This window comes from Ferrimonas sp. SCSIO 43195 (assembly GCF_023716685.1).
GTDB lineage: Bacteria > Pseudomonadota > Gammaproteobacteria > Enterobacterales > Shewanellaceae > Ferrimonas > Ferrimonas kyonanensis.
In genome coordinates this window covers 3,712,093-3,731,822 of record NZ_CP072679.1, presented here as the reverse complement: position 1 = coordinate 3,731,822, position 19,730 = coordinate 3,712,093, and the positions used below count along the sequence as shown (strand labels likewise).

Below are 19,730 nucleotides of genomic sequence, written 5' to 3'. Positions count from 1 at the left end.
ATGAAACTTAGAACTTGACGGTGATGGAGGCGTTGACGTCGTAGGCGGTGTCCACCACCGGCAGCATGCTGAAGGCGGTGCCATTGAGAATGCTGTCGATGTTCTGCGGCGCCCCGACCGGTGAGCCGGAGCCGCTGTAGTCATAGTCGTAATACAGCGCCGCCAGTTTGATGAACATCTTCGGATTGACGTCGTAGATGTAGTAACCCTCGTAGGCGTGACCCCGGGTGGCCAGCTTGCTGCCGATGGGATCATCCTGAGCCTGGGTAAAGGGGGTCCAGTACTTGGAGCCGTAGTTGTACTCCAGGCCAAATTTGCCGCTGCCCACCGGGATCTGCACGCCGGCGTACAGGGAGTAGCCGTCGTGGGCTTCGGCGTCGGTAACGCCGACGGGGGTGGCCTCGGTTGGGCTGGTCATCTGGTACAGCGGGTCGCTGTTCATGCCGCCGAACATGCCGAAGTTGCCGTTGGGGTCGGTGCGGGTCCAGCCCAGGGAGGTGAACCACTTAATGCCGTTGTCTTCGTCGCGGACGAAGGTCAGGCCGCCCAGGTAGATGTCACCGATGTTGGTGCTGGGCTGATAGCGCAATACCGGAGTGATGTTGCCCATGCCCTGTTGCTGGAACAGGCCCAGCATCTCGTCGGGCATCGCCATGGTGCCCTTGAAGCCATCGGCCACATCCTTGGCACCAAACAGGATCATCTGCAGGAAGTTGGTGCCGTCGTTAAGGAGGTCGATGTTAAAGCCACCCAGGTGAACATCGTCCACCGAGGTGTTGCCAAACAGTTCGCCGTTGCCCCACTGGGACTCATAGCCCTGACCGTAGCAGAAGCGCACGACCTGACCTTCGATGCCGGTCAGGTGTTCGGTGTGGTAACCCAGGGTGGCACCGTCGAAATTGAAGTTCACCAGGTGGCCGGAAGGCGTGCCGCCACGCAGTTCGTTTTCGCGGAAGTTGGTGGGGTAGCCATAGGTGGACGGGCGGCGGCCAACAGACAGGTAGAACTGGCTGTCGTTGATGTTTTTCCAGTCAAAATAGGCTCGCTCCACCCGGACGTAATCGCCATTGGGGTGACCGCTGCTGGTGCCATCCATGGTAAAGGAGTTCCAGGAATCGAACACGTTGACACCGGTGGAGTCGCCCCAGTTCTTGAACATGGTCAGGCGGCCGGCAAAGTTAACGTTGTCGAACACCTTGGCTTTCATATTCAGGCGCAGACGCGTGGTGTAGTAGACGTCGTTGTCGATGTCTTTAGGGCTTGGGGTGTAGCCCTGTCCCTGATCGAACATGGACCGCATCATCTGCCCTTGCGGGGTTTGGATGGTCATTCCCGGACTCCAGACCACGTCCTGATAGTGCAGGGTGTGGGCCTTGGTACGGAAGTCACCGGTAAACAGGATACGGTCGGTGGCGGCGTGCGACTCCGGTTTGTCGAGGCGGTCCGACAGGTATTCCAGCTCCTCGGTCACCTCTTGAAGTTGGCGTTTGAGTTGCTCGATGCTCTGATCGGTGCTGTCCGAGGCCAGGGCCTGGGGAAGGATAAGTGCTTGGCTGACAAGCAGTGCTACGAGTGTGGGTTTCATCATCATCTTCCTTAACACAGGGTTTTGTTTTTATTGGTTAGCCACAGGTCGCCGGTTGATCGGAGTCGGCGGCGTGGTCATACAGGAATTGCTGGATGTCTTTCAGAGCCTGTTCGGACAGCCCTTCGAAGGCTTCGGGCTTGGCTTTGTGTTTATTGCGGTCAAAGAAACGATCCCATTGGGACATGGTCTTGGACATGGGCGTTAACTCCATGCCTTCGCTGCTCTGGCTGTGGCACGCCTTGCAGTGTTTCTTATAGAGGTGCTTGCCTTTTTTGGGATTCCCCCCGTCGGCGGCGGCCAGCCCGGCGGAAACAGTCAGCAGTAGAACTGCGGTAAGAGCTTGAAATGAACGGTTTTTCATAGATACCTCTGAGCAATGTTGTTTCTTTAGTTATAACTGTATTAGAAAAATCTAATTGTTCGGAGCGCATAAAACCGTGGGGGGTATAAGAAAAACCGGCAGGGGGTAAGTCTTGATTCTCGAAACTGGGTAAAGGGTGAGCAGGATCACGCCGCTGGGGGCGCAGGGCGGCAGAACCGGGTTGGCAGATGGGGTTAACGACTCAAAGTGGGTTACGAAATTGTGAACAAGACAGCTGCGGTTCAGGAACCGGATTGGGTCCTACCGAAGTCGGCGGCCGGCAATGAAAAAGGCCCCCTCGGTAAAGTGCCAGGAGGGGGCCGTCTAGGGAGAGCGTCGCTGGCCTTAGAAGCTCATGTTAAGGCCAACGTAGAAGTAACGCCCGGTAACGTCATAGGCTTCCGATGCGGTATTGATACCGGTTCCGCCGTGCACCGTACCCTGAGGCAGCAGTGGTGGCTCTTTGTCGAACAGGTTACGAATACCCAGGTTGGTCTGAACGCTGTCGGTGACGGCGTAACCGAAGTTCAGATCGTGGATCACGTAGGTGCCGACGTTGTTGAACTCATCCAGTGGCTGGAAGTCGGTGAAGTTGAAGTTGGCCCCTTCCACAGAGTCCACCACCTCATCCCAGAAGCGGATACGCCAGCTGACGTCGAAATCGTCGTAGCCGTAGCTGAGGTTGGCCACCGCCCGGTTTTCCGGCTTCAGTACTTCTCCAGCCAGATCGATGCTGTCGCCACTCTCGATGCCGGTTTCCACATACTCTCGAATGTAGTTGTAGATCAGCGCCGCCCTGAAGTCGCCGCCAAACATCTCCTGGTTGTAGCTCAGTTCAAAATCGAAACCGGAGGTGTCGATCTGGTTTTCGTTGGCGGTACCGGAGTTGACCTCAATCAGGGCGCCATCGGCGTTACGGATGGCGTTGCCACCACAGGTCTCTTCAAACTGAGACGGGTCCTGCTCAAAACAGCGGCGCAGTACCGTGGTTCGGGTGGTGGTGGTGATGGCATCATCGATGGAGATGTCGTAGTAATCGACGGTGAACGACAGGTTGTCCATGGCCTGCCAGATGAAACCCAGGCTGAAGGTTTCGGCGGTTTCCTCCTGCACGTCCGGGTTACCGCCGACGAAACCGCCGGTACCCTGAGCCTCGGTCTGGGTCAGCACGAAGTCGCCGTCATCGGCCACTCGCTGGGCGATGGCGTCGATGGACAGACAGTTGTCGAGAATGTTGCCGGAGGTGCCTTCCGAAATCAGGCCGGAGCAGGGGTCACTGACGCTGGCAAAGGTCTGGCCGCGGCCGCCGAACAGGTCGGCGATGTTAGGAGTTCGTACCGCCGTGGCCGCAGACGCCCTCAGCTTCAGTGATTCGATGGGTGAGTATTCCACCCCGGCGTTCCAGGTGGTCTGGCCGCCGACAATGGAGTGATCCGAGTAACGGGCCGCCAGGTTCAGAATCAACTCATCGAGAATCGGCAGTTGCAGCTCACCAAAGATGTCGTTGGTGTGGAAGCTGCCGTCGGTGGGTTCAGACAGGTTGGTACTGGAGGAGCCGGTTTGGGCCAGATCCCCGGGCTGATAGTTACCGGACTCATCGCGGTATTCATACCCCAGCACCGCACCGATGCGGCCGCCGGGCAGTTCCAGTGGCATCTCACCGGCGACACTGGCACCGAACACCTCCTGGGTGACTTCGCCGGTGGCTTTAGCCGGGGAGCGGACGTAATCCACCGCGCCCGGGGTGACGGTGCCGGCACCGAACAGGTCCAGCGGCACACAGCCTTGCAGGCGGGCGGTTTCATCGCGACACACCAGGTTGCCGCTGCCGTCATCGATCACATCCAGTGCCAGAGCAGCCCGCTCGATGTTGATCTGACCGCCGTTGTCCTGCCATTGGTCGGTTTTACCCCAGGTGTAGTAGAACTCGGCTTCCCAGTCGTCATTGATGGTCCAGTCGAAGCCGGTGGCCATGCGGATGGTGTCTCGTTCGACGTCGGTGGAGCGAGCGCCGAATTCAACCAGTCGGCGCACAAAGGCCACTTCGTTGAGGTTGGTGATGCCGGCGTTGATCAGTTCCTGGCGCATCAGTTCCGGGATCAGCGGCGAGTTAACGTCCATGCCGCCGGTGCCGTTACGGTCTTGCAGCCAGATGTCGTTGACCACATCCAGCGGCGTCGGCTCAATGGTGGAGTCGTTGGTTTCGCTGCCGTTGTAGTTCAGTTCGGCAAAGAAGCGTACGTCGTCGTTGATCTCCTGATTCAATCCGGCGGCGGCGTAACGGCGCTCAATGGGAGTCACCAACTGACGGTAGTCGGCCCGGTTGAAGCGACTGTCGGCGGTGAAGGGGGTGCCATCGGCATTGAAGCTGCCGACATCGGGAATGGTGATCCGTCCCTGGGGTGGGAACGAGGAGAACAGCACATCGGCAAATTCGTTGCCGTTTTCATCCAGATAGATGGCAGTATCCTGGGCGGAGAAGCCGCGATCGCTGGCCTTAAGGCCCTCGTCGTCGTCCCAGCCCATGGTGACGTAGGCGTTACCCGAGCTCCAACTGCCACCGGCGGTGATGTTCAGCTCCACCGTATCGCGGTCACTCTCGTCTGAGGTGCCGTACTGGGCGTTGACCTCTACCCCTTCAATTTCGCTGCGGGTAATGATGTTGACCACCCCGGCGACGGCGTCGGAGCCGTAGATGGCGGACGAGGCGCTCTTGAGAATCTCAATCCGCTCGATGATGGAGGTGGGGATCGAGTTCAGATCCACCGCATAACCGGTGGACGGATCCACACCGGAGACAAAGCGACGGCCGTTGACCAGCACCAGGGTTCGTTCCGCTCCCAGGTTTCGCAGTTCGGTGGTCGCCAGGCCGACGGTGGTGGTTGAGAACGATGAGTTGGACTGGTCGCTGCCGGCGATGGCCACCGGTGAGGAGTTAAGGACATCGGCCACATTGAGGGCGCCGATGGCGTCCATGTCTGAGCGGCTGATGACGGTGACCGGTACCGGGGTCTCGACATCGGTTCGCTTAATTCGCGAACCGGTGACCTCAATGCGTTCGACTTCCTCTTCGGCGTAAACAACGGGTACCGCGAGGGCGGCGGTGGTGGCACCAGCGATCATGGAAAAACGGATCGTGGTGGACAGTAAACTGTTTTTCATCTTCGTCTCCAAATCCCTTGAAACTTATTATCTGTGTAGTTGTATCCGCATGCTCCGCAATATCGGAGCGCAAATGTCGGTTAATACGACACAACATTGAGCGTAGTAGAAGATTTTACAAATGCACTGTGAGCAGAATAATTCGCAGCAAAATTCTAATTTATTCCGAACTCGCTTGGTTAATTGTCGTGATAAATGGCTGTCAATTAGCGAGACCCACTGAATTGGGGGCGAAATAAGGCTCGGTTAGTCTGCGCTGGCGGTGAATTGTCGTGGTCGATGTAACGAATGGAGGTAAAAGCAATGAAGGTTGGGCTCAAGATGAGAATTATTGTGATGGTTTAATTGCCGTAAGGCGGATTATAAACCGGGCGTTGTTATAGTGTGGCGGACTAATACAAAAATAGAGTGTCACTATTTTTGATTATTCCCTATATCGATAAAGTTGTGCGGTTGACCTGGATACGGATTGGCACAACAAAATCGAGTTTGGTATTGGTTTTGCTCTTGTGGTTACCCTCTCTGGGAAATTAAAGACCAATGTGGCTATTAAAAATCTCGGCCATCGACACTCTGCCGGTCTGATTCGTTATTGGCTGTCGCCGTGCTGTTGCAGGGACACCGGTAAACCGTGGTCGTTGATCACCTGAGCGTGATCCCGGCGCAGCAATCGTGGCTCCCGTACGCCACAGGAGTGAGCGATGACGCCGACTTCGTGCATCAGGTTGGTGGCGTAATGAGCCACCCTGATAGCCTTGTCTTCCACCACCAGCCCTTTTTGCAGTTTGGGGTCGTGGGTGGTGATGCCGGTGGGGCAGGTGTTGCGGTTGCATTGCAGCGCCTGAATGCAGCCCAGAGAGAACATAAATCCCCGTGCCGAGTTGATAAAATCGGCGCCAACACACAAGGCCCAGGCCACGTCGGATGGGTTGACCAACTTGCCGGAAGCGATCACCTTGATGCGCGATTTCAAGCCGTGGCGCTCCAGGGTGTCCACCACCAGCGGCAGGCTGCGTTTAAGCGGCAGGCCCATGAAGTCCATCAGCGACTGCGGGGCGGCACCGGTGCCGCCATCGGCGGAATCCACGGTGATGAAATCCGGCGCCGAGTCCGGCCCTCGGGTTTTGATGGCGCTCATCAGATCTTCCAGCCAGGCGGTGTGGCCGATCACCGATTTAAAGCCACAGGGTTTGCCGGTGACGTCGCGCACTCGAGCGATCATCGTCAGCAGATCGTCGACGCTGCGTATCTCCGGGTGGCCATTGGGGCTGATGGAATCTTCCCCCTCTGGAATGCCACGGATTTTGGCGATCTCGGCGGTGACCTTGCCGGCGGGTAAAATTCCTCCCTTGCCCGGTTTGGCGCCCTGGCTCATCTTGATCTCAAACATGCGCACCTGCTCATGGCGGGCCACCTCCCGTAACTTGTCGTCACTGAGGTTGCCGTCGGCGTCACGGACGCCGTATTTGGCGGTGCCTATCTGAAAGACCACGTCGCAGCCGCCCTCCAGGTGGTAGGGAGACAGCCCGCCCTCACCGGTATTCATCCAGATACCGGCCTCCCTGGCGCCGATGGACAGCGCCCGTACCGCCGGCACACTCAGGGCACCGAAGCTCATACCAGAGACGTTGAAAAAGCTGCTGGTGGTATAGGGAATGCGGGCCACCCCTTCGCCGATGGTAACCGGGGTGGGCGGTACCGCATCCTCTTTCAGAGTCGGAAACAGACAGTTGAGGAAGATGATGTCGCCGGGTTGATTCAACGGGCGGGTGGAGCCAAAGGCGATGGTGCTGTCAACGTTCTTGGCGGCCCGGTAGACCCAGCTTCGCTGAGCCCGGTTAAACGGCATTTCATCCCGGTCCAGGGCAAAGAAATACTGGCGAAAGAACTCGCCCATGTGCTCGAACCAGTAACGGAACCGGCCGATCACCGGATAGTTGCGGCGAATCGCCTGTTGGGTCTGGGTGACGTCCTTGATGTACAGGTAGATCACCACCAGCAATCCCAGCCCCAGCAGGAAGATCAGCAGGGCCGCACTCAATTCGAGCAGGCGGCTGAACCAACTGATCATCATCTGTCCGTTATCCATTGAAATCCCATCTGTTTGTAACTGGTGAATAAAGGATAGTGGAGATTGCGTCAGCGTGGGCTTACAGCGTGGTGAAACTTTCGGCGTTATTAAACCAAAGTTTACGTTGCCGTAAACGTCAGATATCAAGTAACCTAGCCCTAATCGGAATACAAGGAGTTGGAAATGATCAAGGATCACGAGATTGTGATAGCGGCCGCCAGTCGCACCGCCATGGGTGGTTTTCAGGGGGGCCTGAGTGGCGTCGCGGCGCCGGAGTTGGGTGCCGCTGCCATTGCTGCGGTCGTCAAGCAGGCCGGGCTGGCTGCCGAGCAGGTGGATGAGGTGCTGATGGGGTGTGTGTTGCCCGCGGGCCTGGGGCAGGCGCCGGCCCGTCAGGCCAGCCTGAAAGCCGGTCTGCCGCAATCTACTGGTGCCACGACGGTCAACAAGGTGTGTGGTTCCGGCATGAAAACCGTGATGCTTGGCCATGATCTGATCAAGGCCGGCAGTGCCGAGGTGGTGGTGGCCGGCGGCATGGAAAGCATGACCCGTGCGCCCTACCTGCTGGAAAAAGCCCGTGGCGGCATGCGCATGGGCCATGGTCAGGTGATGGATCATATGTTTCTCGATGGCCTGGAGGACGCCTATACCGGCAAGGCCATGGGGGTGTTTGCCCAGACCACGGCCAATGACTACGGGCTAACCCGGGAGCAGATGGATGCCTACGCGTTGGAAAGTCTGCGCCGGGCCAACACCGCCATCGAAACCGGAGCCTTTGAGGCTGAGATCACTCCGCTGACCCTGACTACCCGCAAGGGCGACGTGACCGTGACTGTGGATGAGCAGCCGGGCAATGCCCGCCCTGACAAGATTCCCGCCCTGCGTCCCGCCTTTGCCAAACAGGGCACCATTACTGCCGCCAATGCCAGCTCCATCTCCGACGGCGCCGCCGCGGTGGTGCTGACCAGCGCCGGTTACGCCCGGGCTAACGGCTTGCCGGTGCTGGCGCGCATTGCCGGTCACCATACCCACTCTCAGGCACCTGAGGAGTTTACCATTGCCCCGGTTGGCGCCATGAGTGGGCTGCTGGAAAAAACCGGCTGGCAGCGGGATGAGGTGGATCTGTATGAGATCAATGAGGCCTTTGCCATGGTGACCATGCTGGCGATCTCGGAACTGAATTTGGATGCCGCCAAGGTCAATGTCAACGGCGGTGCCTGTGCCCTGGGACACCCCATCGGCTGCTCCGGAACTCGATTGCTGGTGACTCTGGTGCATGCCCTGAAGGCCCGGGGGCTGCGCAAGGGGGTGGCGTCCCTGTGCATCGGCGGCGGAGAAGCGACCGCGGTGGCCATCGAACTGGCCGATTAATAACGGCACCTCTTACAACCAAGGATTGGTCACCTGCTGATAAGAACGCCGTTAAGGCACAGGCGGCAGGTGGCGACATAGCTAACGGGAGAAGCAACAATGACCACACAAGTACAGCACTTAATTGGCGGCGAATGCCTGAATGGCAGCGGCGACCGCATCATCGAGATCACCAACCCCGCCGATAACGGAACCATCGCCCAACTTAACTGTGCCACCGAAGCGGAGGTCAACCAGGCGGTGGCCAGCGCCAAGGCCGCCCAGTTGCAGTGGCGGGAGACGCCAGTCTCGGAGCGGGCCCGCTTAATGCTGCGCTATCAGCACCTGTTAAAAGAGAACCACGACCGCATCGCCACCGTGTTGGCCAAAGAGACCGGTAAGACGTTTGCCGATGCCAAGGGGGACGTTTGGCGTGGCATCGAGGTGGTGGAGCAGGCGGCCAACATCGCCAGCATGATGATGGGGGAAACGGTGGAAAACGTGGCTAGAGGCATCGACACCTACAGCTACATTCAGCCGCTGGGGGTGTGTGCCGGCATCACGCCGTTTAACTTTCCGGCCATGATTCCGCTGTGGATGTTCCCGATGGCCATCGCTTGCGGCAACGGCTTTGTCCTCAAGCCCTCTGAACAGGACCCGATGACGCCGATGCTGCTGGCAGAGTTGTTTGAGCAGGCCGGGGCGCCCAAGGGGCTGTTGAATGTGGTCCATGGGGCCAAAGAGGTGGTGGATCAGATTCTGACCCACCCGGACATCAAGACCATCTCCTTCGTCGGTTCGGTGCCCGTGGGGCAATACATTTACAAAACCGGTACCGCCAACCTGAAACGAGTCCAGGCGTTTGCCGGTGCCAAGAACCACATGGTGGTGATGCCTGACGCCGATAAGGATACCGTCATCAATCAGCTGGTCGGTTCGTCCGTGGGCGCGGCCGGTCAACGCTGTATGGCGATTTCGGTGGCGGTATTTGTCGGAGAGTCCAAGCAGTGGATCCCTGAACTGCAACAGGCTCTGGCCAAGGTTCGCCCCGGCTTGTGGGACGACGAGGAGGCGGGCTACGGGCCGCTGATCAACCCAGGTGCCAAGGCGCGGGTATTGGAACTGATTCAGTCCGGCAAGGAGGAGGGGGCCACCTGTCTGCTGGATGGCTCCGAGTTTACCGTGCCCGGTCACGAGTCCGGCAACTGGGTGGGGCCAACGCTGTTCGCCGACGTGACGCCACAGATGCGCATCTACAACGAGGAGATCTTCGGGCCGGTGCTGTGCACCAGCAACGTCGACACCCTGGCCGAGGCCATCGAACTGGTCAACAACAACCCCTTTGGTAACGGCACCTCCATCTTCACCAACTCTGGCGCCGCCGCCCGTAAGTACCAGCACGAGATTGAAGTGGGCCAGGTCGGCATCAATGTGCCGATTCCGGTACCGCTGCCGTTTTTCTCCTTTACCGGCTGGAAAAACAGCTTCTATGGTGACCTGCACGCTTACGGCAAGCAGGCGGTGCGCTTCTACACCGAAACCAAGACCGTCACCGCCCGTTGGCCCGAGTCCGGCATTGTCGAAGGTCAGAACCTGACCATCGCCCTGAAGTAAGGAGGCAACAATGGATTTTAATCTGACTCAGGATCAGCAGGCCTTCATCGAGGTGGCGGAGCAGTTTGCCGAGGCGGAACTGGCGCCCAATGCCGGTCAGTGGGACAAGGACCACCACTTTCCCAAAGCGGTAATTCAACAGGCCGGTGAGTTGGGCTTCTGTAGCCTGTATTCGCCGGAAGAGGCCGGTGGCATGGGGTTGTCCAGACTCGACAGTGCGTTGATTTTCGAAGCGCTGTCCAAGGGTTGCACCGCCACCACCGCCATGATGACCATCCACAATATGGCCACCTGGATGGTGGCAACCTGGGGCACCGAGGCGTTCAAAACCCAGTGGTGCGAGGCGCTGACTACCGGGCAGAAACTGGCCTCCTACTGCCTGACCGAGCCGGGCAGTGGCAGCGACGCTGCCAGCCTCACCACCAAGGCGGAGCGAGACGGCGACCATTACGTACTTAATGGCGCCAAGATGTTCATCTCCGGTGCCGGAGCCACCGAACTGTTGGTGGTGATGTGTCGCACCGGCGACGACGGCCCCAAGGGGATCAGTGCCATCGCGGTGCCTGCGGATCTGGACGGCATTATCTACGGCAAGGCCGAAGAGAAGATGGGCTGGAACGCTCAGCCGACCCGGCTGGTGACCTTCGATAACGTGCGGGTGCCGGTGGCTAACCTGTTGGGTGACGAAGGCCAGGGGTTCACCTTCGCCATGAAGGGGCTCGATGGCGGTCGCATCAACATCGCCGCCTGTTCACTGGGTACTGCCCAGGCGGCACTGGAGCGGGCGCAGCAGTACATGGCCGAGCGTAAGCAGTTCGGCAAGCCGCTGGCGGCGTTTCAGGGGCTGCAATTTAAGCTGGCGGACATGGCCACCGAACTGGTGGCGGCACGGCAGTTGGTGCGTCTGGCGGCGTTCAAGCTGGACAACGGCGACCCCGAGGCAACGGCCTATTGCGCCATGGCCAAGCGCTTCGCCACCGACGTTGGTTTCATGGTGTGTAACGAGGCGCTGCAGATCCATGGCGGCTACGGCTACATTCAGGAGTACCCGCTGGAGCGCCACGTTCGTGATGTGCGGGTCCATCAGATTCTGGAAGGCACCAACGAGATCATGCGGTTGATCATCGCCCGGCGCCTGCTGGACGACAACGCCAGCGCCATCGTGTAACGGAGAGAGTAAATGGAATTTTTGACACTTGAGCGTCGGGACCACATTGCCCTGGTGACCATCAACAACCCGCCGGCCAACACCTGGACGCTGCAAAGCCTGGGCGAGCTGGAGCAATTGGTGGCGGAATTGAATGCAGATTCCTCGGTGTACGCCTTGGTTTTGACCGGAGAGGGCGACAAGTTCTTCTCCGCCGGCGCCGATTTGAAGCTGTTTGCCGACGGTGACAAGGCGGTGGCGGCCAATATGGCCCGCGCCTTTGGCCGAGCCTTTGAAGCGCTGTCGGCGTTTCGAGGCGTGTCTATCGCCGCCATCAATGGCTATGCCATGGGCGGTGGCCTGGAGGTGGCATTGGCCTGCGATCTGCGGGTGGCGGAATCTCAGGCGCAACTGGCGTTGCCGGAAGCCACCGTGGGGCTGTTGCCTTGTGCCGGAGGCACCCAGAACCTGACTGCGCTGGTGGGCGAGGGCTGGGCCAAGCGGATGATCTTGTGTGGTGAGCGTCTCAAGGCGGATCACGCCCTGGCCATCGGTCTGGTTGAACAGGTGGTGGATCGCGGCGACGCCCTGGAGGCGGCCCTGACCCTGGCGCAAAAGGTGGCCAGGCAGAGTCCGGTCGCCGTGGCGGCCTGCAAAACCCTGGTTCAGGCGGGCCGCAGCATGCCTCGTCAGCAGGCGCTGGTGAATGAACGGGAGCGATTCCTGGATCTGTTCGATAGCGAAGATCAGGGAGAGGGCGTCAACGCCTTCCTGGAGAAGCGCGCCCCACAATGGAAGAATCGCTGATGACTGAGTTGGTTCATGTTCAAGAACATCAGGGCCGCGATGGTGCCCGTATCGGTCAGCTGACCCTCAATAGTGAGCGCTCACTCAACGCCCTGTCTCTGCCCATGGTTGAACGTCTGTACCGGCAGTTGCTGGCCTGGCAGAGTCGGGATGACATTCAATGTGTGCTGCTCGACGGGGCCGGTGATAAGGCCTTTTGTGCCGGCGGTGACATTCGGGCCATGTACGACGCCTGTGTGGCTCACCCCGGCGAGCGGGTCGAGGAGGTCGAGCAGTTTTTTACCGCCGAGTACCGACTCGACCATCTGATCCATGTCTATCCTAAGCCCATCGTGCTCTGGGGCAGTGGCATCGTCATGGGCGGCGGCCTGGGGTTGATGGCGGGCGCCAGTCACCGGGTGGTCACCGAAACCTCCCGTATCGCCATGCCCGAGATCAGCATCGGTCTGTTTCCCGATGTGGGTGGCACCTGGTTTTTGAATCGCATGCCGGGACAGTGTGGACGCTTCCTCGGCCTGAGCGGTTACCAGATGAATGGCGCCGATGCCCGTTATGTGGGGTTGGCGGATTACGGGGTGGCCAGCCAACGCCGTGGGCAGCTGCTGAGCGATCTGTGCCAACTGGATTGGTCTGGCGCCGAAGCCCATCAGGTTCTGGACGGGCTGCTGCAGCGGTACCAGGACGAGGATTTGCCGCAGTTGCCGGATAGCGTGTTGCAGGCCAATCAGGCCGATATCGATGCCCTGATGGCCGGTGACGAGGTGGCCGAAGTGGTGACCCGTATGAGTCGGCTGGACAGCGACCAGAAATGGCTGTCCCGGGCCGCGGCCACCCTGGCGGTGGGCAGCCCCATCACCATGCATCTGCTGTGGCACCAGCTGCAGCAGGGGCAGAACTTGAGCCTGGAGCAGGTGTTTGAAAAAGAGCTGGTGATGGCCGTACGCTGCGCCGAGCTGGGGGATTTTGTCGAGGGGGTTCGAGCCCTGTTGATCGACAAGGATCGCCAGCCAAAGTGGCGTTTTGCCTCGGTCGACGAGGTGCCGGCGGCCCACATCGACGCCATGGTGACCCCACCCTGGCGTGATCACCCATTACAGAACTGGAACAAGGAGTAGTTATGGCGACCATCGCTTTTATCGGCCTGGGTAACATGGGGGGGCCCATGGCCCTGAACCTGGTCAAGGCCGGCCACACCGTGCGGGTGTTTGATCTTAATCACGACGCCGTACACGCCATTGCCGAGCAGGGAGCGATTCCCTGTCCCTCCAGCTGTGGCGCCGCCGCCGGTGCCGAGGTGGTGATCACCATGCTGCCGGCGGGCCAGCACGTTCGCGGCCTGTATCTCGGAGAGTCGGGCCTGGTAGAGACCGTGGCGCAGGGCACCTTGTTGATCGATAGCTCCACCATCGATGCCGAAAGTGCCCGTGTGGTGGCGCAGGCGGCCCAGAATAAGGGGCTGGAGTTTGTCGATGCCCCGGTATCCGGAGGCACCGCCGGCGCGGCCGCCGGCACCCTGACCTTTATCTGCGGCGGCAGTGATGATGGTTTTGCTCAGGCGCAGCCGATTCTGGCCTCCATGGGCGCCAACATCTTTCATGCCGGCGCCGCCGGTGCCGGTCAGGTGGCCAAGATCTGCAACAACATGCTGCTGGCGGTGCTGATGGCCGGTACCTCGGAAGCGCTGCAATTGGGGATTCAAAATGGCCTGGATCCCAAGGTGTTGTCGCAGATCATCAAGGTCAGCTCCGGCGGCAACTGGACGCTGGAGAAATACAACCCCTGCCCGGGCGTGATGGACAGTGTGCCCTCCAGCAACGGCTATCAGGGTGGGTTTATGGTGGACCTGATGTGCAAGGACTTGGGGCTGGCGGCCCACACTGCCACCGACAGCGGCAGTGCGACGCCGATGGGATCGCTGGCCACCAGCCTGTTCCGTCTGCATGCGGCCAAAGGCAATGGTCGGCGGGATTTCTCCAGCATTTTTGAGCAATTTGAACAGCAGAACACGAACAAGGGGTAGAGATGGAACTCAACAACAAGGTGGTGGCCATTACCGGCGGAGCCCGGGGACTGGGGTTGGCCATGGCACAGCGCCTTGGCCGTCAGGGCGCCCGTCTGGCGCTGCTGGACATTCAGGCCGAGACTCTGGACCAGGCCTGCCAGGCGCTGGCGGCCGAGGGCATTGATGCCAGTGGCTATCAGGTCAACATTACCGATGAAGCGGAAGTGGAAGCGGTGTTTGCCGCCATCAAGCGCGATCATGCGGCGCTGGATGTGCTGGTCAACAATGCCGGCGTGCTGGCGGACGGCATGTTGCTGAAAGCCAAAGAGGGGATCGTCAGCGCCAAGATGAGCCTGGCACAGTTTCAGAAGGTGATTGACGTCAACCTCACCGGTACCTTCCTGTGCGGTCGGGAAGCCGCCGCGGTGATGGTGGAGACCGGCAGTCGGGGGGTGATCATCAACATCTCATCGCTGGCCAAAGCCGGTAATATCGGCCAGACCAACTACTCCGCCTCGAAAGCGGCGGTGGCCACCATGGCCGTAGGCTGGGCTCGGGAGCTGGCTCGCTACGGCATTCGCACCGGGGTGGTGGCACCGGGAGTGATCAAAACCGAGATGACCGATGCCATGAAGCCCGAGGCGCTGGCCCGGTTGGAGCAGGCGGTGCCGGTGGGGCGTCTGGGGCAGCCGGATGAGATTGCTCAGGCCATCGAATTCATCATTGCCAATGACTACTTCTCCGGTCGCTGCATCGAGGTCGACGGCGGCATCCGCCTCTAGTTCAGCTTGGGTGGATCCAGAATGACGCCACGGGGTAACTCGTGGCGTTTTTATTTTTAGTCAATGACTTAACCCTACTGGTTGTGGGTTGTATTTGGCCTCTGTGGCCCTACACTGAGGCGCCGTACCGTTCCCGCTCGAGCGGAAACTCAGTGTCCATGGGAGTGTCGATGGAGCAGTTAAGCAGTTACATCCTGGCCATTGGTCAGTGTCCTTCCGCAGTGAAGTTGGTCAGGCAGCAGCAACAGCAGCGCTGGCATCAGGAGCAGGATTTGCAGGTGTGCGAAACCGAGTACCACTACTGGTTTGACAACGGTGTCGAGCTGGTGCACCTCGAAGAGCAGGACCGGATTCCGGAATCGGAGGCGGCAATGGACTCTTGTCCGGAGTGCTGGATCAGTTATCGGGTCACCGAAACTGCGGGGTTGGCGATTCGGCCACTGGGCAAACAGTTTTACAATCGCTGCCAGCAGAGGCACTGGCTTAAGATGCAGGTGGCTCAGCAGGCACCGTGATCAACAAACGCAGTGCTTGGTTTGCGCCGGGGCATCTGGGATAATGGCCGGCTTATTGTGTTTCCCCTTCTTGTATAACGACGGCCTACTATGAAACTTTTGGTACGAAATCTTGCCCGCACCCTGACCGAAGCTGAGCTGAAAGCCTTGTTTGAGCGTTTTGGTGATGTCAGCGACTGTACGCTGGTCATGGATGAGCACAGCGGCGAGTCCAAGGGCTTTGGTTTTGTTGAGATGCCGAGCTACGACAAGGCCCGCAAGGCGATGTTTACCCTCAATGGCAAACTGGTCGAGCGTAAACCGATTAAGATTCGTCAGGCCGATTAAGGTCGTTATGACGTGTCATGCAGCCGCGCCTTTGCGCGGCTTTTTTGTGGTTGGGGCAGTGGAACGGCGGCGGGTTGTTGCAGCATAACGGTTGGCGCCGATCTCCTGGGTCAGTTTTTATTCGTAAACTGTGGTAAAATTTAATAGTTACATGAACTTAAGTCATGTGCGAGTGGGCTTCGGACTAACCCCGATTCCTGCTACGAATGGATAACACCCTCAACTAAGCAGGTTTTATGAATGAACAGAGACTCCTTCAATTATCGGTAGCAGTGACCTTTGCTTTTGCCCTATTCGGGGTCGGGTGGGGGCTCCTAACCTCATCCGCAATGATCCTCTTCGATGGAGTCTACTCGCTCATCAGCATGGGCCTGAGCCTGTTGTCTCTGCTGGTATTACAGCAGATACAGCAGGCGGATGAAGACGAACGATTTCCCTTTGGTAAAGCCCATTTTGAACCCCTGTTGGTGGTGTTCAAGTCACTGACTCTCATCGGCATGTGTGCCTTTTCAGCCTTTGAAGCCCTGGCCGATCTGATGGCCGGTGGCCGCGATGTGTCCCCCTCTTCGGCGATGCTGTATGCCTTGATAAGTTCGGTGGGCTGCGTGGTCGTAACCCTGGTGATCGATCGACGCAATCGGCGCCTTTCATCCGGATTGCTGCAGGCAGAGCGCAACCAATGGCTGGGAGATTCATTGCTCAGTATCGGTGTCCTGGTGGGGTTTTCGGTGGCTTTTCTACTGCAGGGAAGCGCGTACAGTTGGTTGGTGCCCTACGCGGATCCACTGATGCTGGTAGTGGCCTCGAGCCTGTTTATTCTGCTGCCATTGAAAAGCCTGGTGTCGGCGTTCAAAGAGGTGTTGCAGTTTCGGGTGGGCGATAAGCAGTTGGCGCCGCTGCGGCGGGAGGCTGAAGCCATTGCCGCCGAGTTGGACGCCCAGTTTAAACTGCGTACCGTCAGTGTCGGCCGGAACGTGACCGTGGAGCTGAATCTGTTGATGGCTCATCGAACGATGACGGTGAGGCAGATGGACGAAGTCCGTTATCGCGTCGCTGACGTGGCGTCGAAGATTCAGCCTGGCTATTGGGTGAATGTCAGCTTTACCCATGACCCGGAATGGATATGATGGTCCCCTGTCTCTAACTGGCCCGGACTGAGGTCCGGGCACTTTGTTGTCAGTAAATCGGAAACTCTCTATGTGGCGTTGGTGGATGGTGGCTGTGGCATGCTTGTCACAGCCGGTGTGGGCGTCGGTGCCGGGATTCAGCGGCATGGCGCCGTTGGATGGCCGCGCCTTTGTGGTGGTGCTGGACCGCAAAAGTGATACGGCGGGGGAGCGGCTGGGGATTGTGCGGTTGACCCCCTCGTCCGGTTACGAGTATCGGCCGGTGCGTATCGATGACTGGCACAGTCCCGATGGCCAGGCCAGTGACCTGGAGTCGCTGTGCGCCTTGCCGGGACGGGATGGCGAGTTTTTACTGGCGGAGTCCGGTACCTGGCAGGGACGGTTTGGCCGAGTCTTCCACGTACACCTTGAGGGGGAACGGGCCCGGGTGATGGCGGTGTATCCGTTGCCCAGACGGGTGGACAGTAAGCCCGGGATCGAGGGGGATAATGTTGAAGGCATGGTGTGTCTGGCATCGGATCGCGGCTTCAAGGTGATCATTGCCGAGCGTGGCGGCAGCCGTCACTACCCCGAAGGGGTAGTGCGTCTGGGGGAGTTTGAGCCTCAGAGTGGCCGCCTGAACTGGCAGGATGCGCCATTGATGCGGGTGACGGCTCCGGGGCCGCAGCGCCCGGGACGCCGGGCGATCTCCGATCTGTATCTGGATGCTGACGGTACTCTGTGGGCTTCGGCCACCGATGACGGCGGCGACGCCGGTCCATTTCGATCGCTGATCTACTCGGTGGCACAGTTAAATTCGGCCCCGGCCGGACCACTGTTGCGACCAGTTCAGAAGCGGGGCATGGGCTGGATTATCGACGGCTTTAAGGTGGAGGCACTCTCCGGGCCGGCTGCGGGGGTGGCCGGCAGCGTCATGAGCTTTGCCACTGAGGATGAGCATTACCCCGGGGTATGGCGGCCATTGCTGCCGCCATCGACGGACTTTGATGCCCTGCAGTGGTGAGGCGCCACACTGTGGCCATGGGAGAGAAGCATGAGCAAGGGTAATGGCACCAGGCGTGGACGCTGTCTGCTGGCGGGCATCAGCGTCGCCGCTCTGACGGCCTGCGCCGGGTCGGAATTGCGCCTAACCGAAGAGGGCCTTACCGGGCTTGAGCTGAGTGCGCCAACGCGGACCCAGGTGCAGCGCCGGTTCCCAGAGTCGCAGGTATTCGAGGAATGGCCGCTGTCTGAGGCTGGGCGCCATCGGCAACTGCGGGTGGTCAATCTGCAGCAGCAGGAACTGATTTTTCATTTTGACGACAAAGGCTTATACAGCCTTGAGAATCGTCAGTCTCAGATTGCCTCCTACCTGGATCACCGAATTGGCGATGGTTTTGAACGGGTGTACCCGAATGGAACCGAACTGTGCGTGGCTGGGATGGAGGCGTTGTCCGGCCGGGTGATCTGTCCGGCGCCTGGCAGCGGCCACATTCGTTATCTGTTTGATTATGATTGGCCCGGCCCCGATGGCGAATTGCCGCCAAAGTTTGTGTTGAAGGGCGCAACATTGGCGGCCATGTTCTGGTTCAATGACTGACTTATCAATGGAGTGCCATTGCCTTTGAGCGATGAGCATGATGTTATCGACACAGTGTGTGCAGGAGGTGCCCTTGAAACCCATTTGGCGAGTGGCCGTAGTGATGATGATGATGATGACCACCATGGTGGTTCGGGCGGCAGGCGATCCCCGGGGAGAGGCAGAGCGACTGCTGGATTCCATGGGCATGGCGCAGGTACTGGAGCAGTCCATCGACCAGATGCTGACTCTGCAAGTACAACAAAACCCGGCCATGGCACCTTACCAGCAGGTAATGAGCCAGTTTCTGCATAAACACATGAGTTACACCAGTCTGAAACCGCTGTTGGTGGATATGTACTCGGAAGCCTTTACGGCGCAGGAGCTGCAAGACCTGAACGCCTTTTACCAGACCCCCACCGGCCGTAAGAGCATTGCCCTGATGCCGCAATTGACCGCTCAAGGGGCCAAATTGGGGGCGGCGAAAGTGCAGCAGAACATCGCCGAATTGCAGCAGATGATCGCCCAGGAGGACGCGCGGCTGAAGGCGTTGGAAGGTGACTCTGAGGGCCACGCCCACTGATCTCGCGGTGGCTGGGCGGGGCACCCCATTGCAGCGGCTCGGCCTGCCGTGGGCTTGAGTCGGGGTTGCCGCCGCTGGAGCGGCAGTGGTCAGCAGTGCTGGCGCCGCTTTAGAACTTCAGTCTCAGTCCCAGGTTGGTCTGCCCCTGCCAGAACATGTCGGATTTGATTTTCCAGACGCAGCGCTCGCCGTCGCACAGGATTCCTCCCTCGGAGTCGGTAAAGGTCGCGAAGCCGCGAATCTCGGCGAAAAATGACAGCCGCGAACTGATCTCATACTCCAGGCCGGTGCCCAGCCCCATTGAGAACTTGGTTTCATTGGACAGGTCGCCGCCGGGGCGCAGTTGTGTCAGGCCGATGCTGGCGCTGATGTAGGGGTTGAACTGAGCCTGCGGGTAGTAGCGAGTCCCCCCTAGGTGCAGATAGTCGACGCTGAGCGTTTCTCTCAGTTGTGGCGTGAATGCGCCACCGCTGCGAAGGTCGGTGTCCTGATGGCTGTAGTAGAGGTAGACGCTGCCGGTGTCGTCGACCATGGTGCCTGTCATGAAGCCAAAGTGACTCGACTCTTCGATGCTCAGATTACCGCTGTCTTGTTCTTCTTCGGTGTTGGTTAGATCAAAGTCACTGGCACCGAAACTGTAGCCGCCAAATGGGGCCACAAACCACTGTGCCGATGCCGGGGCACAGCAGAGCACACTTAGCGTCATCAATGTCACGGCTTTCATGGTCACTCCCTT

At 59.3% G+C, this 19,730-nt stretch carries 18 protein-coding genes; 13 read left to right on the top strand and 5 right to left on the bottom strand.

Annotated features, from left to right (window positions below; all coding sequences use genetic code 11):
• Window positions 1-7: 7 nt before the first annotated feature.
• From J8Z22_RS17225 to J8Z22_RS17210, 4 genes are all read right to left on the bottom strand, one after another.
• A complete protein-coding gene (locus J8Z22_RS17225) occupies window positions 8-1,588 on the bottom strand; it encodes a DUF3373 domain-containing protein (RefSeq protein WP_028112022.1) in 1,581 nt (526 codons plus the stop codon).
• 34 nt (window positions 1,589-1,622) lie between these two features.
• Window positions 1,623-1,949, bottom strand: a complete 327-nt coding sequence (locus J8Z22_RS17220; protein ID WP_252007210.1) for a c-type cytochrome — start codon at window positions 1,947-1,949, stop codon at window positions 1,623-1,625.
• 345 nt (window positions 1,950-2,294) lie between these two features.
• Window positions 2,295-5,111: a TonB-dependent siderophore receptor gene (locus tag J8Z22_RS17215; RefSeq protein WP_028112020.1), complete on the bottom strand. Its 2,817-nt coding sequence runs from the start codon at window positions 5,109-5,111 to the stop codon at window positions 2,295-2,297.
• A 589-nt stretch (window positions 5,112-5,700) separates the two neighbouring features.
• On the bottom strand, window positions 5,701-7,185 hold the full coding sequence (locus J8Z22_RS17210) for an FMN-binding glutamate synthase family protein (protein WP_252007208.1): 1,485 nt from the start codon (window positions 7,183-7,185) through the stop codon (window positions 5,701-5,703).
• Window positions 7,186-7,365: 180 nt separating this feature from the next.
• Here J8Z22_RS17210 and J8Z22_RS17205 point away from each other — a divergent pair, with 180 nt between their 5' ends.
• The 13 genes from J8Z22_RS17205 (at window position 7,366) to J8Z22_RS17145 (ending at window position 18,994) form a co-directional block, all read left to right on the top strand.
• Window positions 7,366-8,553, top strand: a complete 1,188-nt coding sequence (locus tag J8Z22_RS17205) for an acetyl-CoA C-acyltransferase (RefSeq protein WP_252007205.1) — start codon at window positions 7,366-7,368, stop codon at window positions 8,551-8,553.
• 99 nt (window positions 8,554-8,652) lie between these two features.
• The gene (locus J8Z22_RS17200; protein ID WP_252007203.1) at window positions 8,653-10,146 is read left to right on the top strand and encodes a CoA-acylating methylmalonate-semialdehyde dehydrogenase; all 1,494 of its coding nucleotides are present in this window, start codon (window positions 8,653-8,655) and stop codon (window positions 10,144-10,146) included.
• A gap of 10 nt (window positions 10,147-10,156) precedes the next feature.
• Window positions 10,157-11,314 carry an acyl-CoA dehydrogenase family protein gene (locus J8Z22_RS17195; RefSeq protein ID WP_252007201.1) on the top strand — a complete coding sequence of 386 codons (1,158 nt, stop codon included), beginning with the start codon at window positions 10,157-10,159 and terminating at the stop codon, window positions 11,312-11,314.
• Between the two features lie 12 nt (window positions 11,315-11,326).
• Entirely contained in the window at window positions 11,327-12,100 is a 774-nt protein-coding gene (locus J8Z22_RS17190; RefSeq protein WP_252007199.1) for an enoyl-CoA hydratase, read from the top strand.
• Window positions 12,100-13,215 (top strand): enoyl-CoA hydratase/isomerase family protein, encoded by a 1,116-nt coding sequence (locus J8Z22_RS17185; RefSeq protein WP_252007198.1) that lies wholly within the window; start codon window positions 12,100-12,102, stop codon window positions 13,213-13,215. Before J8Z22_RS17190 ends, J8Z22_RS17185 begins: the two co-directional genes overlap by 1 nt.
• Before the next feature lie 2 nt (window positions 13,216-13,217).
• Window positions 13,218-14,120, top strand: coding sequence for a 3-hydroxyisobutyrate dehydrogenase (gene mmsB / locus J8Z22_RS17180; RefSeq protein WP_252007197.1), 903 nt, complete (start codon window positions 13,218-13,220; stop codon window positions 14,118-14,120).
• A gap of 2 nt (window positions 14,121-14,122) precedes the next feature.
• The gene (locus J8Z22_RS17175; protein WP_252007196.1) at window positions 14,123-14,884 is read left to right on the top strand and encodes an SDR family oxidoreductase; all 762 of its coding nucleotides are present in this window, start codon (window positions 14,123-14,125) and stop codon (window positions 14,882-14,884) included.
• Window positions 14,885-15,054: 170 nt separating this feature from the next.
• Window positions 15,055-15,399, top strand: a complete 345-nt coding sequence (locus tag J8Z22_RS17170; protein ID WP_252007195.1) for a hypothetical protein — start codon at window positions 15,055-15,057, stop codon at window positions 15,397-15,399.
• Window positions 15,400-15,489: 90 nt separating this feature from the next.
• Entirely contained in the window at window positions 15,490-15,726 is a 237-nt protein-coding gene (locus J8Z22_RS17165; protein ID WP_252007194.1) for an RNA-binding protein, read from the top strand.
• A 236-nt stretch (window positions 15,727-15,962) separates the two neighbouring features.
• Window positions 15,963-16,853, top strand: a complete 891-nt coding sequence (locus J8Z22_RS17160; protein WP_252007193.1) for a cation diffusion facilitator family transporter — start codon at window positions 15,963-15,965, stop codon at window positions 16,851-16,853.
• 70 nt (window positions 16,854-16,923) lie between these two features.
• Window positions 16,924-17,856 (top strand): esterase-like activity of phytase family protein, encoded by a 933-nt coding sequence (locus J8Z22_RS17155; protein ID WP_252007192.1) that lies wholly within the window; start codon window positions 16,924-16,926, stop codon window positions 17,854-17,856.
• A gap of 30 nt (window positions 17,857-17,886) precedes the next feature.
• The gene (locus J8Z22_RS17150) at window positions 17,887-18,432 is read left to right on the top strand and encodes a DUF1131 family protein (RefSeq protein WP_252007191.1); all 546 of its coding nucleotides are present in this window, start codon (window positions 17,887-17,889) and stop codon (window positions 18,430-18,432) included.
• A 73-nt stretch (window positions 18,433-18,505) separates the two neighbouring features.
• Entirely contained in the window at window positions 18,506-18,994 is a 489-nt protein-coding gene (locus J8Z22_RS17145; RefSeq protein ID WP_252007190.1) for a DUF2059 domain-containing protein, read from the top strand.
• Between the two features lie 109 nt (window positions 18,995-19,103).
• Here J8Z22_RS17145 and J8Z22_RS17140 read toward each other — a convergent pair whose 3' ends face one another.
• On the bottom strand, window positions 19,104-19,718 hold the full coding sequence (locus J8Z22_RS17140; RefSeq protein WP_252007189.1) for an outer membrane beta-barrel protein: 615 nt from the start codon (window positions 19,716-19,718) through the stop codon (window positions 19,104-19,106).
• Window positions 19,719-19,730: the final 12 nt, after the last annotated feature.

What these genes read in the sequence shown, in the direction of transcription:
- J8Z22_RS17215 (WP_028112020.1), bottom strand. Translation starts at nt 5,111, where the DNA reads ATGAAAAACAGTTTACTGTCCACCACGATCCGTTTTTCCATGATCGCT.
- J8Z22_RS17225 (WP_028112022.1), bottom strand. Translation starts at nt 1,588, where the DNA reads ATGATGAAACCCACACTCGTAGCACTGCTTGTCAGCCAAGCACTTATC.
- J8Z22_RS17140 (WP_252007189.1), bottom strand. Translation starts at nt 19,718, where the DNA reads ATGAAAGCCGTGACATTGATGACGCTAAGTGTGCTCTGCTGTGCCCCG.
- J8Z22_RS17195 (WP_252007201.1), top strand. Translation starts at nt 10,157, where the DNA reads ATGGATTTTAATCTGACTCAGGATCAGCAGGCCTTCATCGAGGTGGCG.
- J8Z22_RS17160 (WP_252007193.1), top strand. Translation starts at nt 15,963, where the DNA reads ATGAATGAACAGAGACTCCTTCAATTATCGGTAGCAGTGACCTTTGCT.
- J8Z22_RS17165 (WP_252007194.1), top strand. Translation starts at nt 15,490, where the DNA reads ATGAAACTTTTGGTACGAAATCTTGCCCGCACCCTGACCGAAGCTGAG.
- J8Z22_RS17155 (WP_252007192.1), top strand. Translation starts at nt 16,924, where the DNA reads ATGTGGCGTTGGTGGATGGTGGCTGTGGCATGCTTGTCACAGCCGGTG.
- mmsB (WP_252007197.1), top strand. Translation starts at nt 13,218, where the DNA reads ATGGCGACCATCGCTTTTATCGGCCTGGGTAACATGGGGGGGCCCATG.
- J8Z22_RS17170 (WP_252007195.1), top strand. Translation starts at nt 15,055, where the DNA reads ATGGAGCAGTTAAGCAGTTACATCCTGGCCATTGGTCAGTGTCCTTCC.
- J8Z22_RS17205 (WP_252007205.1), top strand. Translation starts at nt 7,366, where the DNA reads ATGATCAAGGATCACGAGATTGTGATAGCGGCCGCCAGTCGCACCGCC.
- J8Z22_RS17150 (WP_252007191.1), top strand. Translation starts at nt 17,887, where the DNA reads ATGAGCAAGGGTAATGGCACCAGGCGTGGACGCTGTCTGCTGGCGGGC.
- J8Z22_RS17210 (WP_252007208.1), bottom strand. Translation starts at nt 7,185, where the DNA reads ATGATGATCAGTTGGTTCAGCCGCCTGCTCGAATTGAGTGCGGCCCTG.
- J8Z22_RS17175 (WP_252007196.1), top strand. Translation starts at nt 14,123, where the DNA reads ATGGAACTCAACAACAAGGTGGTGGCCATTACCGGCGGAGCCCGGGGA.
- J8Z22_RS17185 (WP_252007198.1), top strand. Translation starts at nt 12,100, where the DNA reads ATGACTGAGTTGGTTCATGTTCAAGAACATCAGGGCCGCGATGGTGCC.
- J8Z22_RS17220 (WP_252007210.1), bottom strand. Translation starts at nt 1,949, where the DNA reads ATGAAAAACCGTTCATTTCAAGCTCTTACCGCAGTTCTACTGCTGACT.
- J8Z22_RS17190 (WP_252007199.1), top strand. Translation starts at nt 11,327, where the DNA reads ATGGAATTTTTGACACTTGAGCGTCGGGACCACATTGCCCTGGTGACC.
- J8Z22_RS17200 (WP_252007203.1), top strand. Translation starts at nt 8,653, where the DNA reads ATGACCACACAAGTACAGCACTTAATTGGCGGCGAATGCCTGAATGGC.